Here is a 25,101-nt window from a genome sequence, read left to right as displayed (position 1 = left end):
CGCGGCCTCAGAACCGCAGCGACCAGGAGTTGAGGGTGCCGGAGTCGGAGGAGAGGGTGTCCTCGACGCGGAGGGTCCAGGTGCCGCTCGCGGTGGCGGCCGAGGCGTCGAGCGTGTACTCGCGGGATCCGTCGTACGGTTCGAGGTCGAAGGTGGTGCCGTCGGGTGAGACCAGTTGGATGTCGAGGTCGCGGATGTAGGTGTGGCTGATGTCGACGGTGACGCCGAGCGTCGCGGGCGCGCTGCCGGTGACGCCGGTGACCTCGATCGTCGACTCGACCGAGCCGAGGTCCTCGATCGACATCGACGTCGTGTTGTCGAACGTCCCGCCGCCCGAGGAGGTCGGCTGCTCCCCCCGCTGGGAGCCGAAGTGCAGGGACCACGAGTTGAGGGTGCCCTGGTCGGCGGAGGCGGTGTCCTCGACGCGGAGGGTCCAGGTGCCGTCCGCGGTGGCGGCCGAGGCGTCGAGGGTGTACTCGTGGGGTTCGTCGTACGGTTCGAGGTCGAACGTGGTGCCGTCGGGTGAGACGAGCTCGATGTCGAGGTCGTTGAGGTAGGTGTGGTCGAGGTCGATGTCGACGCCGAGTGACGCGGGGGCGTTGCCGGCGACGCCCGAGACCGTGACGGTCGATTCCACGGTGCTGTGGTCCTCGATGGCGTGCGGCGTCGTGCTGCCGAACGAGCCGGGCCCCAACGAGACCGTCTCCGTCGACGAGTCCTCCTCCCGCTCCCGGAGGCCGATGACGACCAGCACGACCACGAACGCGGCGAGGGCGAGGGCGAGGATCCAGCCCAGCCAGTTCGCCGCCGAACCGCCGGCGGGCGCGGCTGGCGCCGGGGCGCCACCGGGGCCCGGCGCGTAGGGCGACAGGGGGTGCGCCACCGGGGGCGTCGACACCGCCCGCGGTGGGGCCAGGGCCGTCGCCGTGGGCATGGCCTCCGGCGGCATCGACGCCTTCTCCGTGACGACCGCGGTCGGCGGGGCGGCGTCGGGCCGCGACGCGGCCTCAGCGGGCGGGGAGTCGAGCAGCGCGAGCGCCTCCGCGACCGTCGGGCGGTCCTCCGGCGCCTTGGCCAGCAGCCGCGTGATGAGGGGCGTCAGCGGCCCCGCGCGCCGCGGCGGCGGGGGATCCTCGTAGGCCACCGCGTGCAGCGACGCCGGAGTGGAGTCACGATCGAAGGGTGAGGCGCCCTCGACGGCCTCGTGCAGGGTCACCCCGAGGGAGAACAGGTCGCTCGGCGTCTCGCTCTTCCGGCCGAGGATCCGCTCCGGCGCCATGTAGGGCACCGAGCCGATGACGGCGCCCGTGACGGTGAGCGAGACGTCCGTCTCGTGGGTGGCGATCCCGAAGTCGGTCAGCAGGATCCCGCCGTTGTCGGCGAGCAGGACGTTGGCCGGCTTGATGTCGCGGTGCACGATCCCCGCCCGGTGCGCCGCGTCGAGCGCGTGCAGCATGGCCCGTGCCACGTCCGTGGCCTCGCCGGCGGAGAGCGGTCCCGACTCCCGCAGGCGCTCGCTCAGGGAACGCCCCACGACGAGCTGCATGACGAGCCACGGGACGTCGTCCTCGACGACCACGTCGTACACGCTCACGATGTGGGGGTGGTCGCGCAGCCGCGCGGCGTTGAGTGCCTCGCGCTCCGACCGCCTGAGCCGCTCCTCCTGCTCGACCGGGGAGGCGGACGGCGGCACTGACAGCCCCTTGATCGCCACGTCCGCCCGCAGTCGCCGGTCGTGTGCCTTCCAGACCCTCCCGAACCCGCCGCTGCCGATCGGCTCGACGAGTTCGTAGCGCCCGCCGATCACCTTCCCCGGTCCCACGGCGCGGTCCACGCTCAGTACCCCCCGTGCGGTCTAACGAACGCGTGGTGAAACAGGTTAGAGCAGAGCGTCACGTCAGGCCATGGGCTCGGCTCCGCCCGCGCCCGGCTCACTGCTGCTGGGCGCTCGCCCGGACCGGGTGCTTGCTGAGGATGGAGACCCGGTTGAAGGCGTTCATGGCGATCGCGACCCAGATCACCGCGGAGATCTCGTCCTCTCCGAGGGCCCGCCGCGCCACCGCGTAGGCGGTCTCCTGGGCGACGGCGTCGCGCGGGTCCGTGGTGGCCTCGGCCAGGGCGAGCGCCGCCCGCTCGCGCGGCGAGAACAGCTCGGTGTCGCGCCAGGCCGGCAGCACGCCGAGGCGCTGGGAGGTCTCGCCGGCGCGCAGCGCGGCGCGGGTGTGCAGGCTGAGGCAGTAGGCGCAGCCGTTGAGCTGGGAGACCCGGATGTTGATCAGCTCGACGAGCCGCCGGTCGAGCCCGGCGTCGGCGGCCGTGGCCCGGACCGCCTCGGCGGCCTCGCGGAACGCCTGGTAGGCGGCCGGGCTCTGCTTGTCGACGAAGACCCGCCGCCCCTGGTCGTGCTGGTGGCCGTTCGCCCGGGCCTGGTCCTGCTCCGCCATGTCACTCATTCCGTCTCCCTCGCGTGGTGGCACAGTGGGTCTGTCATCGAGCCATGATATTTGGTTGAATATGAAACCACATTGGCCGCGGTCGAGCGGAGGAGCCAGGTGAGCAACGTCGAGCTGAAGCCCACGGAGACGCGGTGCGGGCCCGCGCCGGGTGACGAGGGCGCCCGCGTCGAGGTGCTCACGGCACGCTCCGTCCCCCTCGGCGGCCCGCGCGCGATGACCGTACGACGCACCCTGCCACAGCGGGCCAGAACGCTGATCGGCGCCTGGTGCTTCGCCGACCACTACGGTCCTGACGACGTCGCGGAGTCCGGCGGCATGGACGTCGCCCCGCACCCGCACACCGGCCTGCAGACGGTCAGCTGGCTGTTCAGCGGGGAGATCGAGCACCGCGACAGCATGGGCAACCACGCGTTCGTCCGTCCCGGCGAGCTCAACCTCATGACCGGCGGGTACGGCATCAGCCACTCCGAGGTCTCCACCGACCGGACCACGCTGCTGCACGGCGTCCAGCTGTGGGTCGCCCTGCCCGAGACCCACCGGAACGCGCCCCGCGACTTCCAGCACCACGCGCCCGAGCCGGTCGCACTCGACGGCGGCCAGGCACGCGTCTTCCTCGGCACCCTGGCCGGCGTCACCTCGCCCGTGCGCACCCACACCCCGCTGCTCGGCGCCGAACTGGTCCTCGACGCGGGCGCGTCCGTCACCCTCGCCGTCGACCCGGAGTTCGAGCACGGCCTCCTCGTCGACCAGGGTGCCGTGCGGGTGGCGGGACAGCCGCTGGCCGCTTCGGAGTTGGGCTTCCTCGACACCGGCGAGCGGGAGCTGACGCTGGCCAACGAGGCGGACGCGCCGGCCAGGTTGATCCTCCTCGGCGGGCCGCCGTTCGGCGAGGAGATAGTGATGTGGTGGAACTTCATCGGTCGGGACCACGCCGACATCGTCCGGGCCAGGGAGGAATGGGAACGCGCCTCCGAGCGTTTCGGCGCCGTCGAGGGGTACCCGGGGGAGCGCCTGCCGGCCCCCGCCCTGCCCAACGCCACCATCACCCCGCGCCGCAACCCCGCACCGCGACCCCACCCAGGGAGAGGCGACCGATGACCGAGCCAGCCACCGAGCCCACCCCCCGCGTCGCGCGGGCCGCCGACCGCGACCGCTACGAGATCAGCGTCGGCGACGAGCCGGCCGGCCTCGCCGCCTACCGGGACCGCGGCGACCGACGCGTCTTCTACCACACCGAGATCGCCGACGCCTTCGGCGGCCGCGGCCTCGCCGCCACGCTGGTCACCGCCGCGTTGAACGACACCCGCGCGGCGGGTATGCGGATCGTGCCGGTCTGCCCGTACGTCGCCAAGTACCTCAAGAAGCACGGGGAGTTCGCGGACATCACCGATCCGGTCGACCGGGAGGTCCTGGCCTGGCTGAAGGAGACCCTGGGCTGAGCCCACCCGCGAGGAGGCCGCGCAACCGCCCGGCCTCCTGAGGGTTGTCCATCTGGAGGGCCAGCCAGGACCCGTCGCCGAAGGCCACGTCCACCCGAGACCGTTGACGGGCCGGCGGCTGGCCCGGCCGGAGCCGGCAGGGGACCGCCGCCGTCGGCTCCGCCGGCTCCCAGGGCGGCAGCGGAACGAGGCCAGCGTCCGCGACAACGAGCCGCAGCTCCCGCCCCGTGATGCGGGAGCGCTCCCAGTAAAAGCCGAAAACGGTGAGCGCGAAGCGGCCCGCGTCGCTGTCCCAGCCGCCTCGCCAGGGGCGCCCGTGCACCGTCCTGCCGACGAGCCGGAACGCCGACCCCAGCACGAACTCGAAGAGCGCCTGGACCGGCATCGCCACGATGAGCCCGGCGATCGCGGCCAGCCCCCGCTTGCTCCGGGCGGGGCCGGGTGGCAGTCGGTGCCGGGGTGGCAGTGGGATGTAGGGGTCGAGCCGGCCGTGCAGCATGCGCGGATCATCCCACCCGAATGCTCGTGGCGGTACCCGACCGTCGGTTCGCCTCGGGCACGGCGCGAGCGCCACGGCTTTCAGTCGAACAGACGCTTTCGGAACGGGCCGGCTGACGCTACGTTGGCTATGGGAGCGCTTCCATGTGCGGTCGCAGTACCGGCGACGGGCCGTCGGTGCACCGATGGGCCAGCCAGCGGGCCGGTGCTGTCGGCTGCCTGCCTAGGCAGACGACTCTTCCAGAGGAGAATCAGTGTCGATTCAACCCCCCACCGGCCGGCGAAGGTCTCCGGTCCGCAAGTTCCGCCTGGCGAGCGTCCTGGGAGTGGGCCTGCTCGCTCTCGTGATGGCGTCGCTTCCGTCCCCGGCGTCGGCGCACGGGGCCACCATGTTGCCGGGCTCGCGCACGTACCTGTGCTACCTGGACCTGCAGCGCAACAGTGGCACCCAGATGCCGACCAACCCGGCCTGTGCCAACGCGGTCCGGCAGTCCGGCACCACCCCGCTGTACAACTGGTTCGCCGTGCTCGACTCCAACGGCGGCGGCCGGACGACCGGTTACATCGCGGACGGCACGCTGTGCAGCGGCGGCAACCGCGGCCCGTTCAACTTCTCGTCCTACAACGCGACCCGCACCGACTGGCCGGTCACGCACCTGACCTCGGGCTCGAACATCGAGCTGCGGCACAGCAACTGGGCGCACCACCCGGGCCGGTTCGACGTCTACATCACCCGGCAGGGCTGGTCCCCGAGCCAGTCGCTCGGCTGGGGCGACCTGGAGCGGATCAGCTCCGTGACCAACCCGCCGCAGCGGGGCAACGTGGGCAGCGAGGCGGGCCACTACTACTGGAACGTCCAGCTGCCCAGCCGCAGCGGCTCGGCGCTGATGTTCGTGCACTGGATCCGGTCCGACAGCCAGGAGAACTTCTACTCCTGCTCGGACATCGTCTTCGACGGCGGCAACGGCCAGGTCACCTACGGCAACGGCCAGACGCTGAGCGCCGAGGAGGTCGCCGAGGCGGCCGACGCGGCGACGAACGCCAGCTCCTCGGCCCAGTCGAGCCACGCGGGCCACGGCGAGCAGGCCACCGAGGCCTCCTCGCCCACCAGCGTCCCGCTGGCGCTCCGGGTGCTGCAGCGAGCACGTGACGCGTCGTTCGACCTGATGCGTTAGGCCCAGCCGGCCATTCGGCCGGGGCAGGCGACGCGTTGCGAAAGGGCCCGCCCGGTGGATCGTGAGGATCCACGGGGCGGGCCCTGAGCCTTGCCCGGGTCACGCGGGCCGGCGCCCGGCGGTGGTCGCCCTGACCACCTGCCCGGCCCGGATCTCGAGGTCGAGCTCGGCCTCCGGGGCGAGGGGCAGGCGGGCGGCCAGCGGGGTCGTGGTGAAGGTGCCGGCCTGGCGGCACCACTCGACCCAGGTCAGCAGGTCGGCGGCGCGCTCCGGGGTGGCGCCGGCGAACTCGGAGGGCGAGAGGGCGGGTCCGGCCCACGCGGCGGTGCCTCCCGAGATCTCCGCCAGGTAGTGGCGGAGGGCGTGCGGCCCGGTGGCCAGGGAGGCGAGGAGGGGGAGCGCGGCCTCGTCGGTGGGGGCGGTCCAGTGGCCGTCCGCGCCGGTCACCGGCGGCGCGCCCGGGGCGATCCGGAGGTGGACGGGGGTTCGGGCGTCGGGCGGTGGGACGGTCAGCCGGCCGGACACGTGGCCCGGGTCTGGGGGCGGCGGCGCGGGCGGGGCGCCGACCGCCCGCCGCAACGCGCCCACCAGGGTCGTGAGTTGGTGGCAGGGCACGGTGGAGCCGGTCGGGGTGGTGACCAGCCAGCCGCCGGGTCGGGCGACTGCCCGCAGGCCACGGCGGTCGGCCAGCCGGGTCGCCGCGGCGGCCAGCGCCGCCCGCGCGGGAGGCCCCGCGTGCAGGCCGCGCGCCCAGTCGGTCGGCTCCCGGCCGCCGCAGCCCCCGCACATCAGGGCATCACGTCGCCCGAGTTGGGGCCGAGCGTCTGCCCGACGTAGAGGTTGCCGCCCGGATCGCTGGCCAGCAGCACGGCGGTGGGGGCCACCTCCGCCGGGCGGCCGAAGCGGCCGAGCGGCAACTCGGCCCGCTTGGCGCGCTTCCAGTCCTCGGTGATGCCGTCGACCATCGGGGTCTCCACGGGCCCCGGGGCGATGGCGTTGACCAGGACGCCGTGCCCGGCGACCTCCAGGGCCAGCGACTTGGTGAGGCCGATCACGCCGGCCTTCGCCGCGGCGTAGTGGGCGAGGCCGACGCCGCCCTTGATGCCCAGCTGGGACGCGATGTTGATGATCCGGCCGCCGCCGCGGGCGATCATCCCCGGCACCGCGTACCGGCAGCACAGGAAGACGCCCGTGAGGTCGACCGCGATGGTCTCCGCCCAGGTCGCCGCCGACATCTCGGCCAGTGGCGACTCGGTGAGGATGCCGGCCGAGTTGACCAGCACGTCGAGGCCGCCGAGGTGGCGTTCCGCCTCGGCCACGGCGGCCGAGACGGATGCCTCGTCGGTGACGTCCAGCCGGATGGCGGACGCGTCGCCGGGCGCGGGGTCGCGGTCGGCGACGATGACGCGCGCGCCCTCGGCGGTGAACGCGGCGGCGATGGCGGCGCCGATGCCGCTGGCGCCGCCGGTGACGAGGGCGGTGCGGTCACGAAGAACAGCCATGGTCATCCTCGGGGTTCAAGGGTTCAGGCCGGCATGCGGACGGTGAGGCCGCCGTCGACGACGATCTCCTGGCCGGTCAGGTAGGACGCCTCGGGCGAGGTGAGGAAGCGGATCACGGCGGCGATCTCCTCGGGGCGACCGGCGCGCCCGAGCGGGATGCCGGCGGCGGCCCGGTCCAGGCCCTCGGGGCCGAGGGAGTTGACCGGGTCGAGGGACTGCGGGGTGACGACATAGCCGGGGACCACGGTGTTGACGCGGACGCCGCGCGGCGCGAGCTCCACCGCCAGGCTGCGACACAGGCCGAACACCCCGGACTTGGCCGCCGCGTAGTGCGCGTGCTCGCCCCAGCCGTAGACGCCGCCGGCGATGGAGGAGACGGCGACCATCGCGCCGGGCCCCGTCATCAGGGCGGCCGCGGCCCGCAGGGTGCGCAGCACGCCGGTCAGGTCGACCTGGACCAGGTCGTCCCAGGCCGCGTCGTCGAGCTCGGCCAGCGAAGCGCGGCGGAGCACCCCGGCGTTGGCCACCGCGATGTCGAGCCGGCCCCAGGCGTCGACGGCACGCCGGGCGAAGGCGTCGACCTGGGCCGTGGAGCGCACGTCGACCTCGTGGACGACGCACCGGCCGCCGACGGCCCGCACGGCGGCGGCGGTCTCCTCAGGGTCGTGCGGGTCCCCGGGGTAGGCGCCCACGACGGTGGCCACGCCGCGTTCGGCGTACGCGACGGCGAGGGCGCGGCCGATGCCGCTCGCGGCGCCGGTGATGAGGGCGACCTGGGAGGGTGCGTCAGTCATCGAGGGTCTCCACGGGACGGGCGGCGAACATCACGAAGCCGGAGAGGAACGTGCCGACGGCGCCGACGAGCAGGGCCGCGCCGTTCCAGCTCACGTCGGCCGCGAGCAGCGCCGTCACGATGAGGCCGGCGACGATCGCGCCCGGCTGGGACAGGGCGTTGAGGAAGGCGGTGCCGGTGGCGCGGCAGCGGGTGTCGTAGCACTCGCCCATGTAGAACAGCAGCGCGGCGTAGGGGCCGACGAGGAAGAACATGCCGAGCGAGTAGAGCGCCACCACGAGGAAGGTGCCGTGCGCGACGGTGAGGGTGAGGGCGAAGAAGAGCCCGGAGAGGATCCAGCCGACGCCCACCACGTTGCGGCGACCGAAGCGGTCGCCGACCCAGCCGTGGAAGACGTAGCCCAGGTAGCCCACGGCGTTGATGACGATGAGCATCACGAGCGAGCCGGTGAAGCTGACGTCCTTGCCCTCGGTGAGCACGGTGGTGCCGAGGACGCTGAAGACCTGGATGCCGAACCAGTTGACGATCCACGCGAAGCCGAGCACCAGGGTGTTGCGCAGGGCCGGGCCGCGGAAGATGGCGGCGAGCGGGGCCGACTCCTCCTCGGCGACGCCGTAGGAGCGGGCGAGTTCGCGGGCCTCGTCGTCCCGGCCCCGCTTGCGCAGCTCGCGGAGCTTCAACTCCAGCTCGAACTGCGGGGACTCCTTGAGGCCGCGCCGGGCGAGGGCGATGACGAGGGCGGGGAAGACGGCGATGAGGAAGCAGCCGCGCCAGCCGACGACGGGCAGGAAGACGGCGACGAAGGCGGCGGCGAGCAGCACGCCGAGCGGCCAACCGCCCTGCACCAGGCTGTAGACGAGGCCGCGCCGCTTCTTGATCTTCTCGTCCTCGGTGACGGCGTAGATCTCGTTGAGGTAGGTGGCGTTGACGGCCTGTTCGGAGAGGCCGAGGCCGCCGAGCGAGCGGACCCCGACGAGGTAGCCGGCGCCGGGGGTGACGGCGGTTGCGGCGGACGCGAGGGCGGTGCCGGAGACCGTGAGGATCATGCCCCTGCGGCGACCTATGCGGTCCACGACCGGGCCCACGCCGAGGGCGACGACGGCCGTGCCGACCGATATCAGGGTGGAGATGAACGAGGCGCGGGTGTCGCTCCAGCCGAAGTGGTCGGACATCTCGGGCAGCAGGGTGCCGAACAGGATGTAGTCGTAGACGGCGAACAGCCAGGCGAGGAAGGCGATGAAGGTGGCCTTGCGGGTGGCGCGGACGCCGACCCGGGGGAACGTTCTGGTGGCGGGCGGCGGGGCCGACTCGGCCACCGCGCGGGGTGACGCAGGGGACATGGGATGCCCTTCCGGGGAGCGGGGGACGGAGAAGGGAGGGGAGGAGAAGGCAGGGGACGGGGGTAGGGAACCCGGGGGAGGGGGTTCAGGCGCGGGGGGAGCGGGCCTTGAAGTCGGAGGCGATCTCGTCGAACGTCGACCAGCGCACGCCGTCGTGGCCGTTGATGTACTCGATCAGGCGCTCCAGCATCAGGAGGTTCTGTGGGCGCCCCGAGACGTCGGGGTGGATGGTCATGGTGAAGGCCGCGTAGTCCATCTCGCGGTGGACCCAGTCGAACTGGTCGCGCCAGGACTCCTCGAGATGCCGGGGGCTGACGAAGCCGTGGCTGTTGGCGCTGGCCTTGACGAACATCATGGGCGGCAGGTCGTCGAGGTACCAGTTGGCCGGGATCTCGACGAGGTCGGTCTCCTCGCCGCGGACCAGCGGCTTCATCCACTCGTGGGCCGGACGGGAGTAGTCGATCTTGGTCCAGCTGTCCCCGACGCGCACCCGGTAGGGCGTGAAGTCGTTGTGCATCAGGGAGTGGTCGTAGGTGATTCCGCGTTCCAGCAGCAGCTCGTTGGTGACCGGGGAGAACTCCCACCACGGGGCGACGTAGCCGGTCGGGCGGCGCCCGGTCACGCTCTCGACCAGCTCGATGCCGCGGTCGAGGACGGCGCTCTCCTGTTCCCGGGTCATGGCGATCGGGTTCTCGTGCGAGTAGCCGTGGACGCCCACCTCGTGGCCGGCGTCCACCACCATCCGGGTCTGGTCGGGGAAGGTCTCGATGGAGTGGCCCGGGATGAACCAGGTCGTGGGCAGCTCGTAGCGCTCGAAGAGGCGCAGCAGGCGCGGGGTGCCGACCTCGCCGGCGAACATGCCGCGCGAGATGTCGCAGGGCGAGTCCTCGCCGCCGTATGAGCCGAGCCAGCCGGCGACGGCGTCGACGTCGACGCCGAAGGCGACACGGATGTCCTTCTTGACGTTCGTCATGATCGGTCCTTGCTTTCGGGGGTATGGGCGGAGTCGGTGGCCGGGGAGAGTGGTGGGGAGTCGCTTCCGGAGCGGCGAGAGTGGGGCGGGTCAGGTCAGGGACGGGTCGGGAGCGGGGTGGTCGGATGCGCGGTGGGCGGTGAGCGGGTGAGGGGTGGGCCCGGGGGAGACGCCGGCCAGTAGCGGCAGGTCGCGGGTGGCGCGCGCCGGGTCGCGGTCGCGGGCCAGCAGTGCGATGAGGAGGATGCGGGCCTGGGCGGGGCGCAGGCTGCCCAGCGGGACGGCACCGGCCTCGATCAGGTCCACGCCGCCGCCGTTTCCGTAGATCGCCGCCACCGGGCCGGCGTGCACGCGGGTGGAGAGACCGATGACGACGCCCGCGGCGGTCAGCCGGGCGACGGCGGCGCAGACGGCGTGGTTGGCGTTGCCGGCGCCGGTGGCCTCGAGCACCACACCCTGGGCACCGGCGGCGGTGACCGCGTCCAGGGCCACGGTGTCCGAGCCGGGGTAGCAGGGGACGATGTCCACCCGCACGCCGTCCAGGTCGAGTTCGCCGAGGGGCAGCCCGGGGAGCCGGACGGGCCGGGCCGTCAGCGTCACCACCCCGTCGCGCACCAGGCCGACCGGGCCCGAGTCGGGGGCGGCGAAGGCGGCGGGGGCCAGCGTGTGGGTCTTCCGGGTCCCGCGCGCCGGGTAGATCCGGCCGTCGAAGACCACCAGGGCGCCGAGCCTGGCGGCCTCCGGTGCGGCGGCGACGCTGATGGCGTCCGCGAGGTTGCGCGGTCCGTCGGTGTCGACGGCGCCGGCGTCCCGTTGCGCGCCGGTGAAGACGACGGGTCTGGGGTCGTCGTGCACCAGGTCGGCCAGGAAGGCGGTCTCCTCCAGGGCGTCGGTGCCGTGGGTGACGACCACCCCGAGGACGTCGGGGTCGGACAGCGCCTCGTGGGCGCGGGCGACGATCCCCGCCATGTCGCCGGGGGTGAGGAGGTAGCTGCCCACGCGCAACACGTCGACGCCCTCGACCGGCACGCCGGGCTCGCCGGCCAGCCGGGCCAGCAGCGTCCCGGCCCCGTCCACGGCCCGGCTCGCGCCGCGCCCGTCCGGGCGCGAGGCGATGGTTCCGCCGGTGGTGAGGACTACGACCCTGCGCACTGGGCGCCTCCCGAAGTTGGGCGAGCGGTTTGGCCAATCGATTGGCCCAATCGATTGCGTCAGTGTGCACGGCCTTCCTGTCGCGGTCAATTACCCCGCTGTTACGATCGCGGAAAAGCGCCGTCCCCCCGAGTGCACGCCTGGCACCTGGCGCGCCCGCCCGGCGTCGTTGATCCCTGCAGCGGAGGCACGATCAGCCATGGCCACGGACCCGCACCGGCCCCAGGTGACCCTGCGGACGCTGGCCGACCAGCTGGGGCTGCACGTGTCGACCGTCTCCCGGGTCCTGCACGCCAAGCCGGACGAGGGCCGCAGGGCCGCCTCGCCGGCCACCATCGCCCGGGTCAGGGAGCTCGCCGACCGGCTCGGCTACCAGCCCAACCCGCACGCCACCAGCCTGCGCACCCAGCGCAGCAACCTCGTCGGGGTGCTCGTCCCGCGGCTGTCCGACCTGGTGCTGGCCACCATCTACGAGGGGATCGAGGAGGCCGCATCCGAGCGCGCCCTGTCGACCTTCGTCACCAACACCCGTGACCAGCCCCGGCTCCAGCGTGAGCACACGGAGATGGTGCTGGCCCGCAGGGTGGACGGCATGATCTTCGGCGACGCGCACGCGGACGGCGCGTTCCTCACCGAGACGGCGGCCAGGGGGGTGCCGTTCGTGCTGGTCAGCCGGCATGTCGCCGACCATGTCGCGGTCACCTGCGACGACCGCCTCGGCGGGCGGCTCGCGGCCGAGCACCTGCTCTCCCTCGGGCACCGGCGGATGGCGGTGCTCGCCGGCGAGCCCTACGCCAGCACCGGCATCGACCGCACGGCGGGCTTCGTCGAGGCGTGCCGGGAAGCGGGCGTGACGGTGCGTCCCGAGCACGTGGTGCACTCGCCGTTCGACGCGGCGGGCGGCCGGGCGGCCACCGAGCGGCTGCTGGCGCTGCCAGGACCCGCGCCCACCGCGATCTTCGCGGCCAACGACTTCGCCGCGATCGGCGCCATGGGCGCGCTGCGCGACCACGGCCGTCAGGTCGGCTCCGACGTGGCGGTGATGGGCTTCAACGACACGCCGCTGGCCGCCGAGTTGCCGGTGCCGCTGACCAGCGTGCGCTCCCCGATGCACGAGATGGGCCGCCGGGCGCTGGAACTGCTGGCCCGGTTGATCGCCGGCGAGCCGGCGGAGTCGGAGCGGCTCATCCCCACGTTGAAGGTCCGCGCCTCCACGACCGGCTGACCCCCACCCACTTCGTCGAACGGGAGGACCACCCGTGACCGAGCCCACCGAAACGCCTCGCACCGTTCTCGTCACCGGAGCCACCGACGGCCTCGGCAGGGCCCTGGCCCACGACCTGGCGGCCAGCGGCGCCGAGCTGATCCTGCACGGCCGCAGCCCGGAGCGGCTGGACCGCCTCGTCGCCGAGCTGGTGGCCGGCGGCGCCGGCGAACCCCGGACCGTCGTCGCGGACTTCGCCGAGCTCGCCCAGGTCCGCCGGATGGCGGAAGAGGTCCGTGCGACGGCCGGGCGGCTGGACGTGCTGGTGAACAACGCCGGCGTCGGCGGCGGCGAGCCGGACGGCCGCACCCGCCGCACCAGCGCGGACGGCCACGAGCTGCGGCTGGCGGTCAACCACCTCGCCGGATTCCTGCTCACCCTCGAACTGCTGCCGCTGCTGCGGGCGTCGGCGCCGGCCCGGGTGGTCAACGTGGCGTCCCTCGGCCAGTACCCGATCGACTTCGACGACCTGATGCTGGAGCACGGCTACGACGGCTGGCGCGCCTACCGCCAGAGCAAGCTGGCGCAGATCATGTGCGGCTTCGAGCTCGCCGGCCGGCTGCCCGCCGGGGAGGTGACCGTCAACAGCCTCCATCCCGCCACCTACATGCCGACGAAGATGGTGCTCGCCGACCTCGGCCGCAGCGTCGACACCCTGGAGGAGGGCCTGGCGGCCACCCGCCGCCTCGTCCTCGCTCCCGAACTCGCCACGACCACCGGCCGGTTCTACGACCGGATCCGGGAGAGTCAGGCGCACGCCCAGGCGTATGACGCCGCGGCCCGGCGGCGCCTGTGGGACAGGAGCGTGGAGCTCACCGGGGCTCCGACGCCCGCCTGAGCCCAGGGCCGGTGACCGGGCGTCAGGCCGTGACCGGGTCGGCCGCCTCGGGGGTCATCAGGTAGCGGGGGAGGTGGGCCGGGGCGAAGGCGTGCTCGACGACCATGGCGGCGGCGCCGTAGACGCCGGCGCGCTCGCCGGCGCGGGACTGGACGATGCGCAGGTCCTGGGTGGCCAGCGGCAGCGAGCGCTGGTAGACGACTTCGCGGATGCCGGCGACGAGGTGCTCGCCGGCCTGGGAGAGGGCGCCGCCGATGACGATCACCGAGGGGTTGAAGAAGCTGACCGCGGTGGCCAGCACCTCGCCGATGTGGCGGCCGGCCTGGCGGACCAGCTTCAGGGTGGTGACCGAGCCGTTGCGCGCCAGGGCGACCACGTCGGCGCTGGTGCGGGCCTCGTTGCCCAGCTCGGTGAGCCGGGCGGCGAGCGCGGCGCCGCTGGCGACGGCCTCCAGGCAGCCGGTGTTGCCGCAGCGGCACGGCACGTCGGCCTCGTGCGGGAGCTGGACGTGGCCCATGTCGCCGGCGGCGCCCTGGGAGCCGCGGTGCAGCCGGCCGTCGGCGATCAGGCCGCTGCCGATGCCGGTGGCGATCTTGACGAAGATCATGTGCTGCTGGTCGTGCCACTGGGTGCGGTGCTCGCCGAGCGCCATCAGGTTCACGTCGTTGTCGACCAGCGCCGGGGCGCCGACCAACTCCTCCACGAAGCCGGGCACGTCGAAGCCGTCCCAACCGGGCATGATCGGCGGGTTGGTGGGCTTGCCCGAGGCGTGCTCGACGGGGCCCGGTAGGCCGAGGCCGATGCCGAGCAGGTCGGCGCGGCCGCGCCCGGCCCTGGTCAGCAGCCCCTCGCCGTGCTCGGTGACCTGCTTGAGTACCGTCTCGGGGCCGGCCGCGACGTCGAGCGCCAGGTCCTCCTCGGCCAGCACGGTGCCGGACAGGTCGGTGATCGCGGTCTTGGCGTGGGTGGCGCCGATGTCGGCGGCCAGTACGACGCGGGCGGCGGCGTTGAAGACGAAGGTGGACGGCGGCCGCCCGCCGGTGGAGGGCGCGTTGTCGGTCTGGGTGAGCAGCCCGGAGCCGAGCAGCGTGTCGACGCGCTCGGCGATGGTCGAGCGGCCCATGCCGGTCTCCGCGACCAGCTCGGCTCGGGTCCGCGGCCGGCCGTCGCGCACCAGCCAGAGCAGCGCGGCCGTGCCCGCCGCCTGACCGGCGGGGAGGGAGCCGTTCTCCGCCATGGTGGCCCTGCCCTTCTGTCGCCTGCGGACCTTAAGTGCGTGGTCAACGATACAACGTAGGGGGCTTAGTTCAGTTACCGCACAAGCTTCGATCAGAAACCGCTGCGCTTTCTATTGACGTCCGGCAAAAGCCTTCCTACCTTGTCGCCCATGACTGGCCCCCCGAAGACGTCCGGCCCGTCCGCGGCGGAGGACGTACGTGAACCGCTGTTGGCGATGCACGGAATCGTCAAGCACTTCCCCGGCGTGAAGGCCCTCGACGGCATCGACATGGACGTCCTGCCGGGCGAGGTGCACTGCCTCCTGGGCCAGAACGGCGCAGGCAAGTCCACCCTGATCAAGGTCCTGGCCGGGGCCCACCAGCCCGACGCCGGGCGGATCCTGTGGCGTGGCGAGGAGGTCCGCTTCCCGCGCCCGGTGGCGGCCCTGGACCGCGGCATCGCGACCATCTACCAGGAACTCGACCTGGTGGACGGTCTGTCCGTGGCCGAGAACGTCTACCTCGGTCACGAGCGCGCCCAGTTCGGCTTCACCGCGCGCGGCGAGATCAACGCCGCCACCGGTGAGCTGCTGCGACGCCTCGGTCACCCCGAGATGTCCCCGACCCAGGAGGTCGGCTCGCTCTCCGCGGCCGGCAAGCAGATCGTCAGCATGGCCCGCGCCCTCTCGCACGACGCCCAGCTGATCGTGATGGACGAGCCCTCGGCCGTCCTGGACCAGGAGGAGGTCAACCGCCTCTTCACGGTGATCGCCGACCTCGCGGCGCAGGGCATCGCGATCATTTACATCTCGCACCGTCTCGAGGAGATCCGGCGGATCGGCGACCGGATCACCGTGCTCAAGGACGGCCGCACCGCGGCCTCCGGGCTGCCGGCGGCCGACACCCCGACCCTCGAGATCATCCGGCTGATGACCGGCCGGTCCATCGAGTACGTCTTCCCCGAGCGCGCCGCCGCGTCCGAGGCGCCGGCCGAGCCGGTGCTGGAGGTCGAGGGGCTCAGCAGGAAGGGCGAGTTCACCGACGTCGGGTTCAGCGTGCGGCCGGGCGAGATCCTCGGCCTCGCCGGGCTGGTCGGCTCCGGGCGCTCCGAGATCCTGGAGACCGTCTACGGCGCCCGCAAGGCCACCGCCGGCACCGTGCGCGTCGCCGGCCGGACGCTGCGCCCCGGCCGGGTCGGCGCCGCGATGGCCGCCGGGGTCGGCTTCTGCCCAGAGGAGCGCAAGAGCCAGGCGCTGATCCTCGGCGACGCCGTCTACCGCAACGTCACGCTCGCCAGCCTGGCCCGCTTCCACCGCGCCGGCTTCATGGACAACGCGCGGGAGCGGAGCGCGGCGACCGAGCACACCGAGGCGCTCGACGTGCGCCCCGCCGGCGTCAACCGCCCGGTGAGCAACCTGTCGGGCGGCAACCAGCAGAAGGTCGTGCTGGCCCGCTGGCTGCTGCGCGGCTGCAAGGTGCTGCTGCTCGACGAGCCCAGCCGCGGCGTGGACGTCGGCGCGCGCGCCGAGATCTACGCCCTCATCCGGGACCTCGCCGACCAGGGCATCGGCGTGGTGCTGGTGTCCAGCGAGATCGAGGAGGTCATCGGCCTCTCCGACCGGGTGCTGGTGATCTCCGACGGCCGGGTCGTCGCCGAGTCGGCCGCCGAGGACATCGACGAACACCGGGTCCTCGACCTGGTGATGGAGGGCCAGCCGGTGGCCGCGTCAACCGCTGGCGCGGGGCCCAGTGGAATCGGGGAAGCGCGGTGAGCGGCGCGCCCGTCGCCGCCGCCCCGTGCGTACGACCTGGCGTCGGCCCGCACAGCGCCGACAGAGAAGTGATCGAGGAGAGTCCACAGTGAGCGCTCAGACAGAAGCCGAGCAGCGGCCCGGCGACGCCGTGCGGGTCGCGCCGCAGGGCGCCGCGCGGATCGGCGCGCTGCTCTCCAGCCCGGCGGGCCGCAACCTGGGCCTGGTCATCGCCCTGCTGCTGCTGTGCCTGATCGGCGTCGCCACGGCGGGGGACCGGTTCGCCTCCCTCGACAACATGATGACGATCCTGCGCCTGGCCTCGGTGGTCGGCGTGGTCAGCGTCGCCATGACGTTCGTCATCACCGGCGGCGGCATCGACCTGTCCGTGGGCGCGGTGCTGGCGCTGGCCTCGGTCTGGGCGACCACGCTGTCCACCCAGCAGATGGCGGCCGACTTCCACTGGATCGTGATGGTCACCACGGCCCTGCTGGTGGGCGCCGGCGCGGGCCTGATCAACGGGCTGCTGATCGCCTACGGCCGGATGGCGCCGTTCATCGCCACCCTGGCCATGATGGCGGCGGCGCGCGGCCTCGCCGAGCTCATCTCGGACCGGCAGACCCAGGTGGTGACCGAGACCGGGCTCGTCGACTTCTTCGGCGCCGAGGTGCTCGGCGTCCCGGTCCTGGTGATCATCTTCGCGCTGACCGCGGCCGGTGGCTGGGTGCTGCTCAACCGCACCACCTTCGGCCGCCGCACCCTCGCGGTCGGCGGCAACCCGGAGGCGGCCCGGCTCGCCGGCATCGACGTCCGTCGGCACAGCGCCATCCTCTACCTGCTGCTCGGCCTCGCCTGCGGCCTGGCCGCCGTGATGATCCTGGCCCGCACCACCGCCGGCACCTCGACCCACGGTGGCCTGCTGGAGCTGGACGCCATCGCGGCCGTGGTGATCGGCGGCACGCTGCTCAGCGGCGGTCGCGGCACCGTCGTCGGCACCGTCTTCGGCGTGCTGATCTTCACCACGCTCACCAACGTGTTCACCCTCAACAACCTCGACAACTCCACGCAGAACGTCGCCAAGGGCGCGATCATCGTCGCCGCGGTGCTGCTCCAGCAGCGCGTCGCCGGGCGCGGCACCCCATAGGGCGAGCCGTCGAGCCCTGATCCACCGGGCCCGGCGTCCGCCACCCCCCTTTCTCTTGCTCACCACCCCTTCGTCCTGACCGGAGACAGCCATGTCCAGAAACCTCCCCCGCAGCGGCGCCCGCCGGATCTTCACCAGGGTCGGCGTCGGTCTGGCCGCGGTCGGCCTGCTCGCCGCCTGCACCAGCAACACGCCCGAGGAGAGCGAGGAGGAGACCGACGGCGGGCAGCAGAACGCCGCCAGCTCCAACGACGAGCCCGGCGAGAACGTCGTGATCGGCTTCTCCGGTCCGCAGGCCGACCACGGTTGGCTGGCCGCCATCAACACCTTCGCGGAGCAGGCCGCCGAGCAGTACTCCGACGTCGAGCTGCGGATGGCCGAGGGCACCAACGACCCGTCCACCCAGATCAGCCACATCGAGACCTTCATCAACGACGGCGTCGACGCCATCGTGCTGCTGCCCACCGACGGCGCCGCGCTCACCCAGGTGGCAACGCAGGCCATGGAGGCCGGCATACCGGTGGTCAACGTGGACCGCGAGTTCTCCGACGACGCCGCCGCCCGCACCACCATCCTCGGCGACAACTACGGCATGGGCGTCTCCGCCGGCGAGTACGCCTGCCAGCTGGTCGCCGAGAACAACCTCGGCGACGACGCCGTCATCGCCGAGATCGCCGGCATCGACTCGCTGCCGCTCACCCAGGAGCGCTCCCAGGGCTTCGCCGACGCGCTCGAGGTCTGCGGGCAGGACGTCGACAACCGGGTCGCCGCCGAGTTCACCGTCGAGTCGGGCGAGGAGGCCGCCTCCAACCTGCTCCAGGCGGCGAACGAGATCGACATCATCTGGAACCACGACGACGACCAGGGCGTGGGCGTCAAGGCCGCCTTCGACAACGCCGGCCGCGACGAGTTCTTCTTCATCGGCGGCGCCGGCTCGGCCAACGCCATGCGCTGGATCCAGAGCGGCGAGATGGAGGCCACCGTCATCTACCCGGCCACCCAGGCCGGCGACGGCATCAAGCTCGCCCGGCTGATCGCCCAGGACCGCGGCCTGTCCGACCTGGTCCAGGTCGAGGTGCCGCGCCGCATCGTGCTCGACGCCCCCGTGGTGACCGCCGAGAACGTCGAGGAGTACCTCCCGATGGGCTTCGAGTCCTGACGGCCGGAGGCACGACGGCCGCAGGCCCAGCCGGAGGTCCCCACTCCCCGACGACGGAGGTCGCATGAGCACGCTCAGCAGCTCGAACAACCGCCCACGCACCGCCCCACCAGCCGCAGGCGAGACGCTCGGCATCGGCATGGTCGGCTACGGCTTCATGGGCATGGCCCACTCCCAGGGCTGGCGCAACGCCAGAAGCTTCTTCGCCCCGCCGCTGCGCCCCCGGCTCGCCGCCCTCGGCGGCCGGAACCGGGAGGCGGCCGGCGAGCTGGCCGACCGGTTCGACTGGCCGGTGGTGGAGACCGACTGGCGGGCACTGGTGGCGCGGGACGACGTGCACCTCGTCGACGTCTGCACCCCGGGCGACACGCACGCCGAGATCGCCATCGCCGCCCTGGAGGCCGGCAAGCACGTGCTGTGCGAGAAGCCGCTGGCCAACACCGTCGCCGAGGCCGAGGCCATGGTCGAGGCGGCGGCCAAGGCCAGGGAGCACGGCGTGCGTTCGATGCTCGGCTTCACCTACCGGCGGGTCCCGGCCCTCACGCTGGCCCGCCGGCTGGTGGCCGAGGGCCGGCTCGGGCGGCTGCGGCACGTGCGGGCCCGCTACCTCCAGGACTGGCTGACCGACCCGTCGGCGCCCTACACCTGGCGCATGTCGAAGGAGCGGGCCGGCTCCGGCGCGCTCGGCGACATCGGCGCGCACGCCGTCGACCTGGCCCAGTACCTCACCGGGGAGCTGGTCACCGGGGTCAGCGCCGTCACCGACACCTTCGTGCGGGAGCGCCCGCTGCCGGACGGCGGCGGCACCGGCGAGGTCACCGTCGACGACGCGGCCGTCTTCCTCGGCCGGTTCGACGGCGGCGCGCTCGCCACCTTCGAGGCCACCCGGTTCGCCACCGGGCGCAAGAACGCGCTGCGGATCGAGCTCAACGGCGACCGCGGCAGCCTGGCGTTCGACCTGGAGGAGCTCAACGTCCTCCACTTCCACGACGCCACCGTCGACCAGAACGTCCAGGGCTTCACCCGGATCCTGGTCACCGAGCCCACCCACCCCTACATCGAGGCCTGGTGGCCGCCGGGGCACGGCCTCGGCTACGAGCACGCCTTCGCCCACCAGGCCGTCGACCTGCTGACGGCCATCGCCGACGGCACAGAACCGGAACCGTCCTTCGAGGACGGCCTGCGGGTGCAGCGGGTGCTGGCCGCCGTCGAGGAGTCCCACGAGGCCGGCGGCGCCTGGACCACGCTGCCCGCCCCGACCACGCCGGCCACCGCTCCCTGACCCTCCCCAAGGCGCCGCGGCCAGGGCTCTCGGGCCCTGGCCGCGCGACCCCCCATGTGAACCACCAGAGAAACACAGGAGCCGTCATGTGCTACGGATTCGACGGAGACAGATCCCTCACCGACTCGCTCGCCGCGCGCGGCCTCGGGCGCCGCACGCTGCTGCGCGGCGCGGCCCTGGGCGCCATCGGCGCCGGCGCGGCCTTCGCGGCCGCCCCCGCGGCGCTGGCGGCCCAGTCCCAGGGCGGCGGCCACGGCCACTCGCTGGTGCCCCGCAACAAGATCAGCGTCCAGCTGTACACCCTCCGCTCGGACCTGGGCGGCGCCGCCGGCTACGACGCCACCCTGCGCTCGCTCGCCCGCATCGGCTACCGCAAGGTCGAGCAGGCCGGCTACTACGGCCGCACCGCCACCGAGCTGCGCCGCTTCCACGACAGCCTCGGCATCCGCACCACCTCGAGCCACGAGGGCATCAGCGCGGACGACGCGGCGCTGCGCACCAAGCTGCAGAACGCCCTGATCCTGGGCCAGAAGTACGTCAACGTGCCCTACCTCAACTCGGCCAACGCCGAGGACTGGTACGCCTGGGCCGAGCGGATGAACGTCGAGGCACGCGCCGCCCGCCGCCTCGGGCTGCGCTACGGCTACCACAACCACGCCCACGAGTTCACCACCGACCTGGGCCGTGGCCGCACCCCGTGGGACATCCTCACCCAGGAGCTCGACCCGCGCTACGTCCACCTGGAGATCGACCTCTACTGGACGGTCAGGGCCGCCGTCGAGCTCGGCGAGCGCGACCCGGAGCGCTTCTCGCTCGACGTCATCCGCCGCGCGCCGCAGCGCGTCATCCAGTTCCACGTCAAGGACCGCAGCGCCGCCGACGGCGACATGGCCGACCTCGGCACCGGCGTCATCGACTTCCCCCGCATCTTCCGGGCCCACAAGGTCGACGAGTACATCGTCGAGAACGACACCCCCGACGTCACGCCGCTGCAGTCGGCCGAGGTCGGCTACGGCTACCTCAGCTCCTGACGCGCGACCAGGGCCCAGCCACCCCCTCGCTCCTGGTGGCGGCCCACCGGCCGCCACCAGGCAACGCCCCGCCGGCTCGCTGGCACCGAACGGCAGGGCGATCGAACCGCCGGCCACACGCGCACGAAGAGGAAGCAATGCGAAGAAAAACCATTCCAGCCCTCGTGGCGGTGATGGTGGGCGCGCTGCTGAGCGTACCCGCTGCCGCCAACGCCCACGAGGGGCACGAGCCGACCCCCGACGCGCCCGAAGCCGAGTTCCAGAAGGTCACCCTCAACGACACGCCAGGCGAGCCCATCGACCTCGCCGTCCTGCCTGACGGCCGCGTGATGCACACCACCCGCGGCGGCCAGGTGTGGATCAACGACCCCGACAACGGCCTCAACACCCTCGCCGCCGAGCTCGACGTGTACGAGCACGACGAGGAGGGCCTGCAGAGCATCGCCATCGACCCGAACTTCAACGGTCGCGGCAACAGCTGGGTCTACCTGTACTACGCCCCGCCGCTCGACACCCCCGTGGACGACCCGGCCACCCCGGGCGTCAACGAGGGCGACGCGCCCCTGACCGGCACCCCCGAGGACTTCGAGCCGTTCGAGGGCTACACCCAGCTCTCCCGCTTCCAGCTGCGCGGCGACAGCCTCGACCTGTCCACCGAGCAGCGGATCATCGAGGTCCCGGCCACCCGGGGCATCTGCTGCCACGTCGGCGGCGACATCGTCTTCGACAGCGACGACAACCTCTACCTGTCCACCGGCGACGACTCCAACCCGTTCGCCTCCGGCGGCTACACCCCCATCGACGAGCGGACCGACCGCAACCCCGCCTACGACGCGCAGCGGACCTCCGCCAACACCAACGACCTGCGCGGCAAGGTGCTGCGGATCAAGGTCAACCGGGACGGCTCCTACTCCGTTCCGCGCGGCAACCTCTTCCGGCCCGGCACGGAGGGCGCCCGGCCCGAGATCTTCCTGATGGGCCTGCGCAACCCGTTCCGGATCGAGATCGACCAGGAGACGGACGCGCTCTACGTCGCCGACTACTCGCCCGACGCGCGCGTCGCCGACCCGGGGCGCGGCCCGGACGGCACCGGCAAGTGGTTCGCGACCACGCAGGCCGGCAACCACGGCTGGCCCTACTGCGTCACCCCCGAACTCCCCTATGTCGACTACGACTTCGCCACGAACACCTCGGGCGAGCCGTTCGACTGCGCGGCCCCGGTGAACGAGTCGCCGCACAACACCGGGCTGCGTGAGCTGCCGACCGTCGTCCAGCCGCAGATGTGGTACGGCTACGGCGAGTCGGAGAACTTCCCCGAGCTCGGCACCGGCGGCATCGCCCCGATGGCCGGCCCGGCCTACGAGTACGACCGGCGGGTCGAGGCCCGCAACAGCTCCCGCGCCTGGCCCCGGGAGTACGACGGGCACCCGCTGTTCTACGAGTTCAGCCGGGACCGGATCTGGGGCTTCGACGTCGACCGCCGCAACAACCTCAACGGTATCGAGGAGGTCCTCGCCGACCTCGACTTCTCCTCGCTGATCGACATGGAGTTCGGCCCCGACGGCGCGCTCTACGTGCTGGAGTACGGCAAGGGCTTCTTCGCCGAGAACCCGGAGGCGCAGCTCGCCCGCATCGACTACATAGGACGCGACGGCAACCACACCCCGGTGCCGCGCGCCTCCGCCGACGTCACCGGCGGACACGCGCCGCTGACCGTCAACTTCTCCAGCGAGGGCACCGAGGACGCCGACGGCGACCGGCTGCGCTACGCCTGGGACTTCGACTCCGACGGTCGGATCGACTCCCGGGAGGCCAACCCGACCTTCACCTACACCGAGGACGGCGTCCACCTCGCCTCCCTCCGGGTGACCGACCGCACCGGCCGCGCCGCCAACGCCGAGGTGGAGATCGTCATCGGCAACGACGTGCCGCAGGTCTCCTTCGTCACCCCGGTCGGCGGCGAGGAGTTCTCCTTCGGTGACACGATCGCCTACGAGGTGACCGTCACCGACGACCAGCCGTTCGACTGCTCGCGGGTCTCCGTGACCTACACCCTGGGCCACGACACGCACGGTCACCCCCTCACCACCTCCAGGGGCTGCGTCGGCTCGATCACGACCGCCCTGGACGACTCGCACGACCCGGAACACGACAACCTGCGGGGCGTGTTCACGGCCAGCTACACCGACCCCGGCGTGAACGGGCTTCCCCCGCTCACCGGCACCGCCGAGGTGACGCTCGTCCCGGTCGGCTGACCGGGACCGGGTGAGCCCCGGCCGGGCCCCGGGTGACACCGGGGCCCGGCCGGGGCAATCCCATGGAAACACCGACCAGGAGGTCCGCACATGTCCGCGCTGTCCCCTCCCTCTCCCGCTCCCCGGATCGGCGTCTGGTTCGTCGGCGCCAGGGGCTCGGTGGCCACCACCGCCACGGTGGGCGCCCTCGCCCTGCGCGCCGGGCTCGGCTCGCCCGACGGCTGCGTGGCCGAACTCCCGGAGGTGGCCGCCGCCCGACTGCCCGGGCTCGCCGAACTGATCACCGGCGGGCACGAGTTGGGGCACGGCTCGCTGCCCAAGCGGGCCGAGGAGTTGGCCGCCGGCGGCGTGTTCCCCGCCCAGCTCGCCCGCGCGCTCAGCACCGAACTCGCCGAGGCCGACAGTCGAATACGCCCCGGCGCGGGCCCCGGTGGGGAGACCCAGCGGGCCGCCGCGCGCCGCATCGGCGACGACATCACCGCGTTCCGGGACCGCCACGGCCTCGACCGGGTGGTCGTCGTCGACGTGTCGAGCACCGAGCCGCCCGCCCCCGACACCCCGGCGCTCGCCGACCTCGACGCGCTCGAACGCGCCCTGGACGCCGGCGAGTCACCGCTGCCGGCCAGCTCCCTGTACGCCTACGCCGCCTACCGGGCCGGCTGCCCCGTCGTCGCCTTCACCCCGAGCCCGGGCCCGCGCCCGCCGGCGCTCGTCCAACTCGCCGCCCGCGAGGGCCTGCCGTGGGCCGGCTCGGACGGCAAGACCGGCGAGACCCTGCTCAAGTCCGCGCTGGCCCCGATGTTCGCCAGCCGCGCGCTGACCGTCCGCTCCTGGACCTCGGTCAACCTCCTCGGCGGCGGCGACGGCCGCACCCTCGCCGACCCGGCGGCGGCCGAGAGCAAGCTGCGCACCAAGGGACAGGGCCTGGAGGCCATCCTCGGCCGACCGGTCGACGGGCCCATGCACATCGACTACGTCGCCGACCTCGGCGACTGGAAGACCGCCTGGGACCACGTCTCCTTCGAGGGCTTCCTCGGTACCCGCATGACGCTCCAGTTCACCTGGAGCGGCTGCGACTCGGCGCTGGCCGCGCCGCTGGTGCTCGACCTGGCACGGCTCACGGCACGCGCCGCCGAGGTGGGCGAGACCGGGCCGCTCGCCGCGCTCGGCTTCTTCTTCAAGGACCCGGCGGGCGACGGCGTCGCACACGACCTCGGCACCCAGTGGCGCGCCCTCACCGAGTGGTGCGCGGCGCTCGGGGAGCGGGCGTGAGGGCTCGCGACGCGGCCGAACTCGTCCGGCTGCCGGCCGCCTTGACCGCGCCGGGCGACAGCCTGGCCGGCGCGGCGGCGGCCGGCTGGCCCTACGGCCGCCGCAGCTGGGCGGCGCCGGCCGCGTCGGTCTGCCTGTACCTCGCCGGCATGGCGCTCAACGACTTCGCCGACTGCGACCTGGACGCGCGGGAGCGGCCTGAACGGCCGATCCCTTCGGGACGCGTCGACGCCTTCGAGGCGCTCGGCCTCGCCACGGTGCTGACCGGCGCCGGCCTCGGCCTGGCCGCCGTGGCCGGCGGCCGCCGCGCCCTGCGGGTCGCGGTGCCGCTGGCCGGAACCGTGTGGGCCTACGACCTGTGGGCCCAACGCACCGCCGCCGGGCCGGCGTTCATGGCCGCCGCCCGCGGCCTCGACGTCCTGCTCGGCGCCGGCGGCCACGCCTCGGCGGCGGCCGTCCCCGCGCTCGCCATGGCCACCCACACCGCCGGCGTGACCGTCCTCAGCCGCGGCGAGGTCCACGGCGCACCGCGCGGCGCGGCCCTCGCCGCCCTCGCCGGC

At 73.1% G+C, this 25,101-nt stretch carries 23 protein-coding genes; 13 read left to right on the top strand and 10 right to left on the bottom strand.

Features of this window, described 5'->3' with window-relative positions:
* Window positions 1-7: 7 nt before the first annotated feature.
* Both ACFWI8_RS16875 and ACFWI8_RS16870 read right to left on the bottom strand, forming a co-directional pair.
* Window positions 8-1,834: a proprotein convertase P-domain-containing protein gene (locus ACFWI8_RS16875; protein WP_387091514.1), complete on the bottom strand. Its 1,827-nt coding sequence runs from the start codon at window positions 1,832-1,834 to the stop codon at window positions 8-10.
* A gap of 97 nt (window positions 1,835-1,931) precedes the next feature.
* A complete protein-coding gene (locus tag ACFWI8_RS16870) occupies window positions 1,932-2,444 on the bottom strand; it encodes a carboxymuconolactone decarboxylase family protein (RefSeq protein ID WP_387091672.1) in 513 nt (170 codons plus the stop codon).
* A 108-nt stretch (window positions 2,445-2,552) separates the two neighbouring features.
* On the opposite strand from ACFWI8_RS16870, the gene ACFWI8_RS16865 reads away from it, so the two are divergent.
* Window positions 2,553-3,554, top strand: coding sequence for a pirin family protein (locus ACFWI8_RS16865; RefSeq protein ID WP_387091511.1), 1,002 nt, complete (start codon window positions 2,553-2,555; stop codon window positions 3,552-3,554).
* Window positions 3,551-3,895, top strand: a complete 345-nt coding sequence (locus ACFWI8_RS16860) for a GNAT family N-acetyltransferase (RefSeq protein WP_387091508.1) — start codon at window positions 3,551-3,553, stop codon at window positions 3,893-3,895. The genes ACFWI8_RS16865 and ACFWI8_RS16860 overlap by 4 nt, the downstream gene beginning before the upstream one ends.
* On the opposite strand, the gene ACFWI8_RS16855 is transcribed toward ACFWI8_RS16860, so the two are convergent.
* Window positions 3,840-4,394 carry a hypothetical protein gene (locus ACFWI8_RS16855; RefSeq protein ID WP_387091506.1) on the bottom strand — a complete coding sequence of 185 codons (555 nt, stop codon included), beginning with the start codon at window positions 4,392-4,394 and terminating at the stop codon, window positions 3,840-3,842. The two genes, ACFWI8_RS16860 and ACFWI8_RS16855, sit on opposite strands and share 56 nt — an antisense overlap.
* A 388-nt stretch (window positions 4,395-4,782) precedes the next feature.
* On the opposite strand from ACFWI8_RS16855, the gene ACFWI8_RS16850 reads away from it, so the two are divergent.
* A complete protein-coding gene (locus ACFWI8_RS16850) occupies window positions 4,783-5,568 on the top strand; it encodes a lytic polysaccharide monooxygenase (RefSeq protein WP_387091503.1) in 786 nt (261 codons plus the stop codon).
* 99 nt (window positions 5,569-5,667) lie between these two features.
* On the opposite strand, the gene ACFWI8_RS16845 is transcribed toward ACFWI8_RS16850, so the two are convergent.
* The 6 genes from ACFWI8_RS16845 to ACFWI8_RS16820 all read right to left on the bottom strand — a co-directional run bounded on the left by ACFWI8_RS16845 (window position 5,668) and on the right by ACFWI8_RS16820 (window position 11,328).
* Window positions 5,668-6,357: a hypothetical protein gene (locus ACFWI8_RS16845; protein ID WP_387091500.1), complete on the bottom strand. Its 690-nt coding sequence runs from the start codon at window positions 6,355-6,357 to the stop codon at window positions 5,668-5,670.
* A complete protein-coding gene (locus ACFWI8_RS16840) occupies window positions 6,357-7,070 on the bottom strand; it encodes an SDR family NAD(P)-dependent oxidoreductase (protein ID WP_387091498.1) in 714 nt (237 codons plus the stop codon). Before ACFWI8_RS16840 ends, ACFWI8_RS16845 begins: the two co-directional genes overlap by 1 nt.
* A gap of 23 nt (window positions 7,071-7,093) precedes the next feature.
* Window positions 7,094-7,864, bottom strand: coding sequence for an SDR family NAD(P)-dependent oxidoreductase (locus tag ACFWI8_RS16835; RefSeq protein WP_387091495.1), 771 nt, complete (start codon window positions 7,862-7,864; stop codon window positions 7,094-7,096).
* Window positions 7,857-9,203 carry an MFS transporter gene (locus tag ACFWI8_RS16830; RefSeq protein ID WP_387091493.1) on the bottom strand — a complete coding sequence of 449 codons (1,347 nt, stop codon included), beginning with the start codon at window positions 9,201-9,203 and terminating at the stop codon, window positions 7,857-7,859. Before ACFWI8_RS16830 ends, ACFWI8_RS16835 begins: the two co-directional genes overlap by 8 nt.
* An 85-nt stretch (window positions 9,204-9,288) precedes the next feature.
* Window positions 9,289-10,176 (bottom strand): polysaccharide deacetylase, encoded by an 888-nt coding sequence (locus tag ACFWI8_RS16825; protein WP_387091491.1) that lies wholly within the window; start codon window positions 10,174-10,176, stop codon window positions 9,289-9,291.
* Between the two features lie 90 nt (window positions 10,177-10,266).
* Complete coding sequence (locus ACFWI8_RS16820; RefSeq protein ID WP_387091488.1) at window positions 10,267-11,328, bottom strand: asparaginase; 1,062 nt, start codon at window positions 11,326-11,328, stop codon at window positions 10,267-10,269.
* Window positions 11,329-11,527: 199 nt separating this feature from the next.
* Between ACFWI8_RS16820 and ACFWI8_RS16815 the strand changes: the two genes are divergently transcribed.
* Together ACFWI8_RS16815 and ACFWI8_RS16810 are read left to right on the top strand one after the other, a co-directional pair.
* Complete coding sequence (locus tag ACFWI8_RS16815; RefSeq protein ID WP_311598392.1) at window positions 11,528-12,553, top strand: LacI family DNA-binding transcriptional regulator; 1,026 nt, start codon at window positions 11,528-11,530, stop codon at window positions 12,551-12,553.
* Between the two features lie 34 nt (window positions 12,554-12,587).
* On the top strand, window positions 12,588-13,430 hold the full coding sequence (locus ACFWI8_RS16810) for an SDR family NAD(P)-dependent oxidoreductase (RefSeq protein WP_387091486.1): 843 nt from the start codon (window positions 12,588-12,590) through the stop codon (window positions 13,428-13,430).
* A 22-nt stretch (window positions 13,431-13,452) separates the two neighbouring features.
* Here the strand turns inward: ACFWI8_RS16810 and ACFWI8_RS16805 are convergent, their stop codons facing one another.
* Complete coding sequence (locus tag ACFWI8_RS16805; RefSeq protein ID WP_311598396.1) at window positions 13,453-14,667, bottom strand: ROK family protein; 1,215 nt, start codon at window positions 14,665-14,667, stop codon at window positions 13,453-13,455.
* 216 nt (window positions 14,668-14,883) lie between these two features.
* On the opposite strand from ACFWI8_RS16805, the gene ACFWI8_RS16800 reads away from it, so the two are divergent.
* The 8 genes from ACFWI8_RS16800 to ACFWI8_RS16765 all read left to right on the top strand — a co-directional run.
* Window positions 14,884-16,419 carry a sugar ABC transporter ATP-binding protein gene (locus tag ACFWI8_RS16800; protein WP_387091669.1) on the top strand — a complete coding sequence of 512 codons (1,536 nt, stop codon included), beginning with the start codon at window positions 14,884-14,886 and terminating at the stop codon, window positions 16,417-16,419.
* A 130-nt stretch (window positions 16,420-16,549) separates the two neighbouring features.
* Window positions 16,550-17,542, top strand: coding sequence for an ABC transporter permease (locus tag ACFWI8_RS16795; protein ID WP_387091666.1), 993 nt, complete (start codon window positions 16,550-16,552; stop codon window positions 17,540-17,542).
* A 91-nt stretch (window positions 17,543-17,633) separates the two neighbouring features.
* Window positions 17,634-18,701 (top strand): substrate-binding domain-containing protein, encoded by a 1,068-nt coding sequence (locus tag ACFWI8_RS16790; protein ID WP_387091482.1) that lies wholly within the window; start codon window positions 17,634-17,636, stop codon window positions 18,699-18,701.
* A 64-nt stretch (window positions 18,702-18,765) separates the two neighbouring features.
* Window positions 18,766-19,983: a Gfo/Idh/MocA family protein gene (locus ACFWI8_RS16785; RefSeq protein ID WP_387091479.1), complete on the top strand. Its 1,218-nt coding sequence runs from the start codon at window positions 18,766-18,768 to the stop codon at window positions 19,981-19,983.
* An 86-nt stretch (window positions 19,984-20,069) separates the two neighbouring features.
* Window positions 20,070-21,014 carry a sugar phosphate isomerase/epimerase family protein gene (locus ACFWI8_RS16780; RefSeq protein WP_387091477.1) on the top strand — a complete coding sequence of 315 codons (945 nt, stop codon included), beginning with the start codon at window positions 20,070-20,072 and terminating at the stop codon, window positions 21,012-21,014.
* Between the two features lie 137 nt (window positions 21,015-21,151).
* Window positions 21,152-23,269: a PQQ-dependent sugar dehydrogenase gene (locus tag ACFWI8_RS16775; RefSeq protein WP_387091474.1), complete on the top strand. Its 2,118-nt coding sequence runs from the start codon at window positions 21,152-21,154 to the stop codon at window positions 23,267-23,269.
* 90 nt (window positions 23,270-23,359) lie between these two features.
* The gene (locus ACFWI8_RS16770) at window positions 23,360-24,541 is read left to right on the top strand and encodes an inositol-3-phosphate synthase (protein ID WP_387091471.1); all 1,182 of its coding nucleotides are present in this window, start codon (window positions 23,360-23,362) and stop codon (window positions 24,539-24,541) included.
* Window positions 24,538-25,101, top strand: a 564-nt coding sequence (locus ACFWI8_RS16765; protein WP_387091468.1) for an SCO3242 family prenyltransferase, incomplete at its 3' end; no start/stop codon positions are given. The genes ACFWI8_RS16770 and ACFWI8_RS16765, both read left to right, overlap by 4 nt.

This window comes from Streptomyces sp. NPDC127098 (genome assembly GCF_042722465.1).
GTDB classification, from domain to species: domain Bacteria; phylum Actinomycetota; class Actinomycetes; order Streptomycetales; family Streptomycetaceae; genus Streptomyces; species Streptomyces millisiae.
This window is presented reverse-complemented; position numbering and strand designations above follow the sequence as displayed.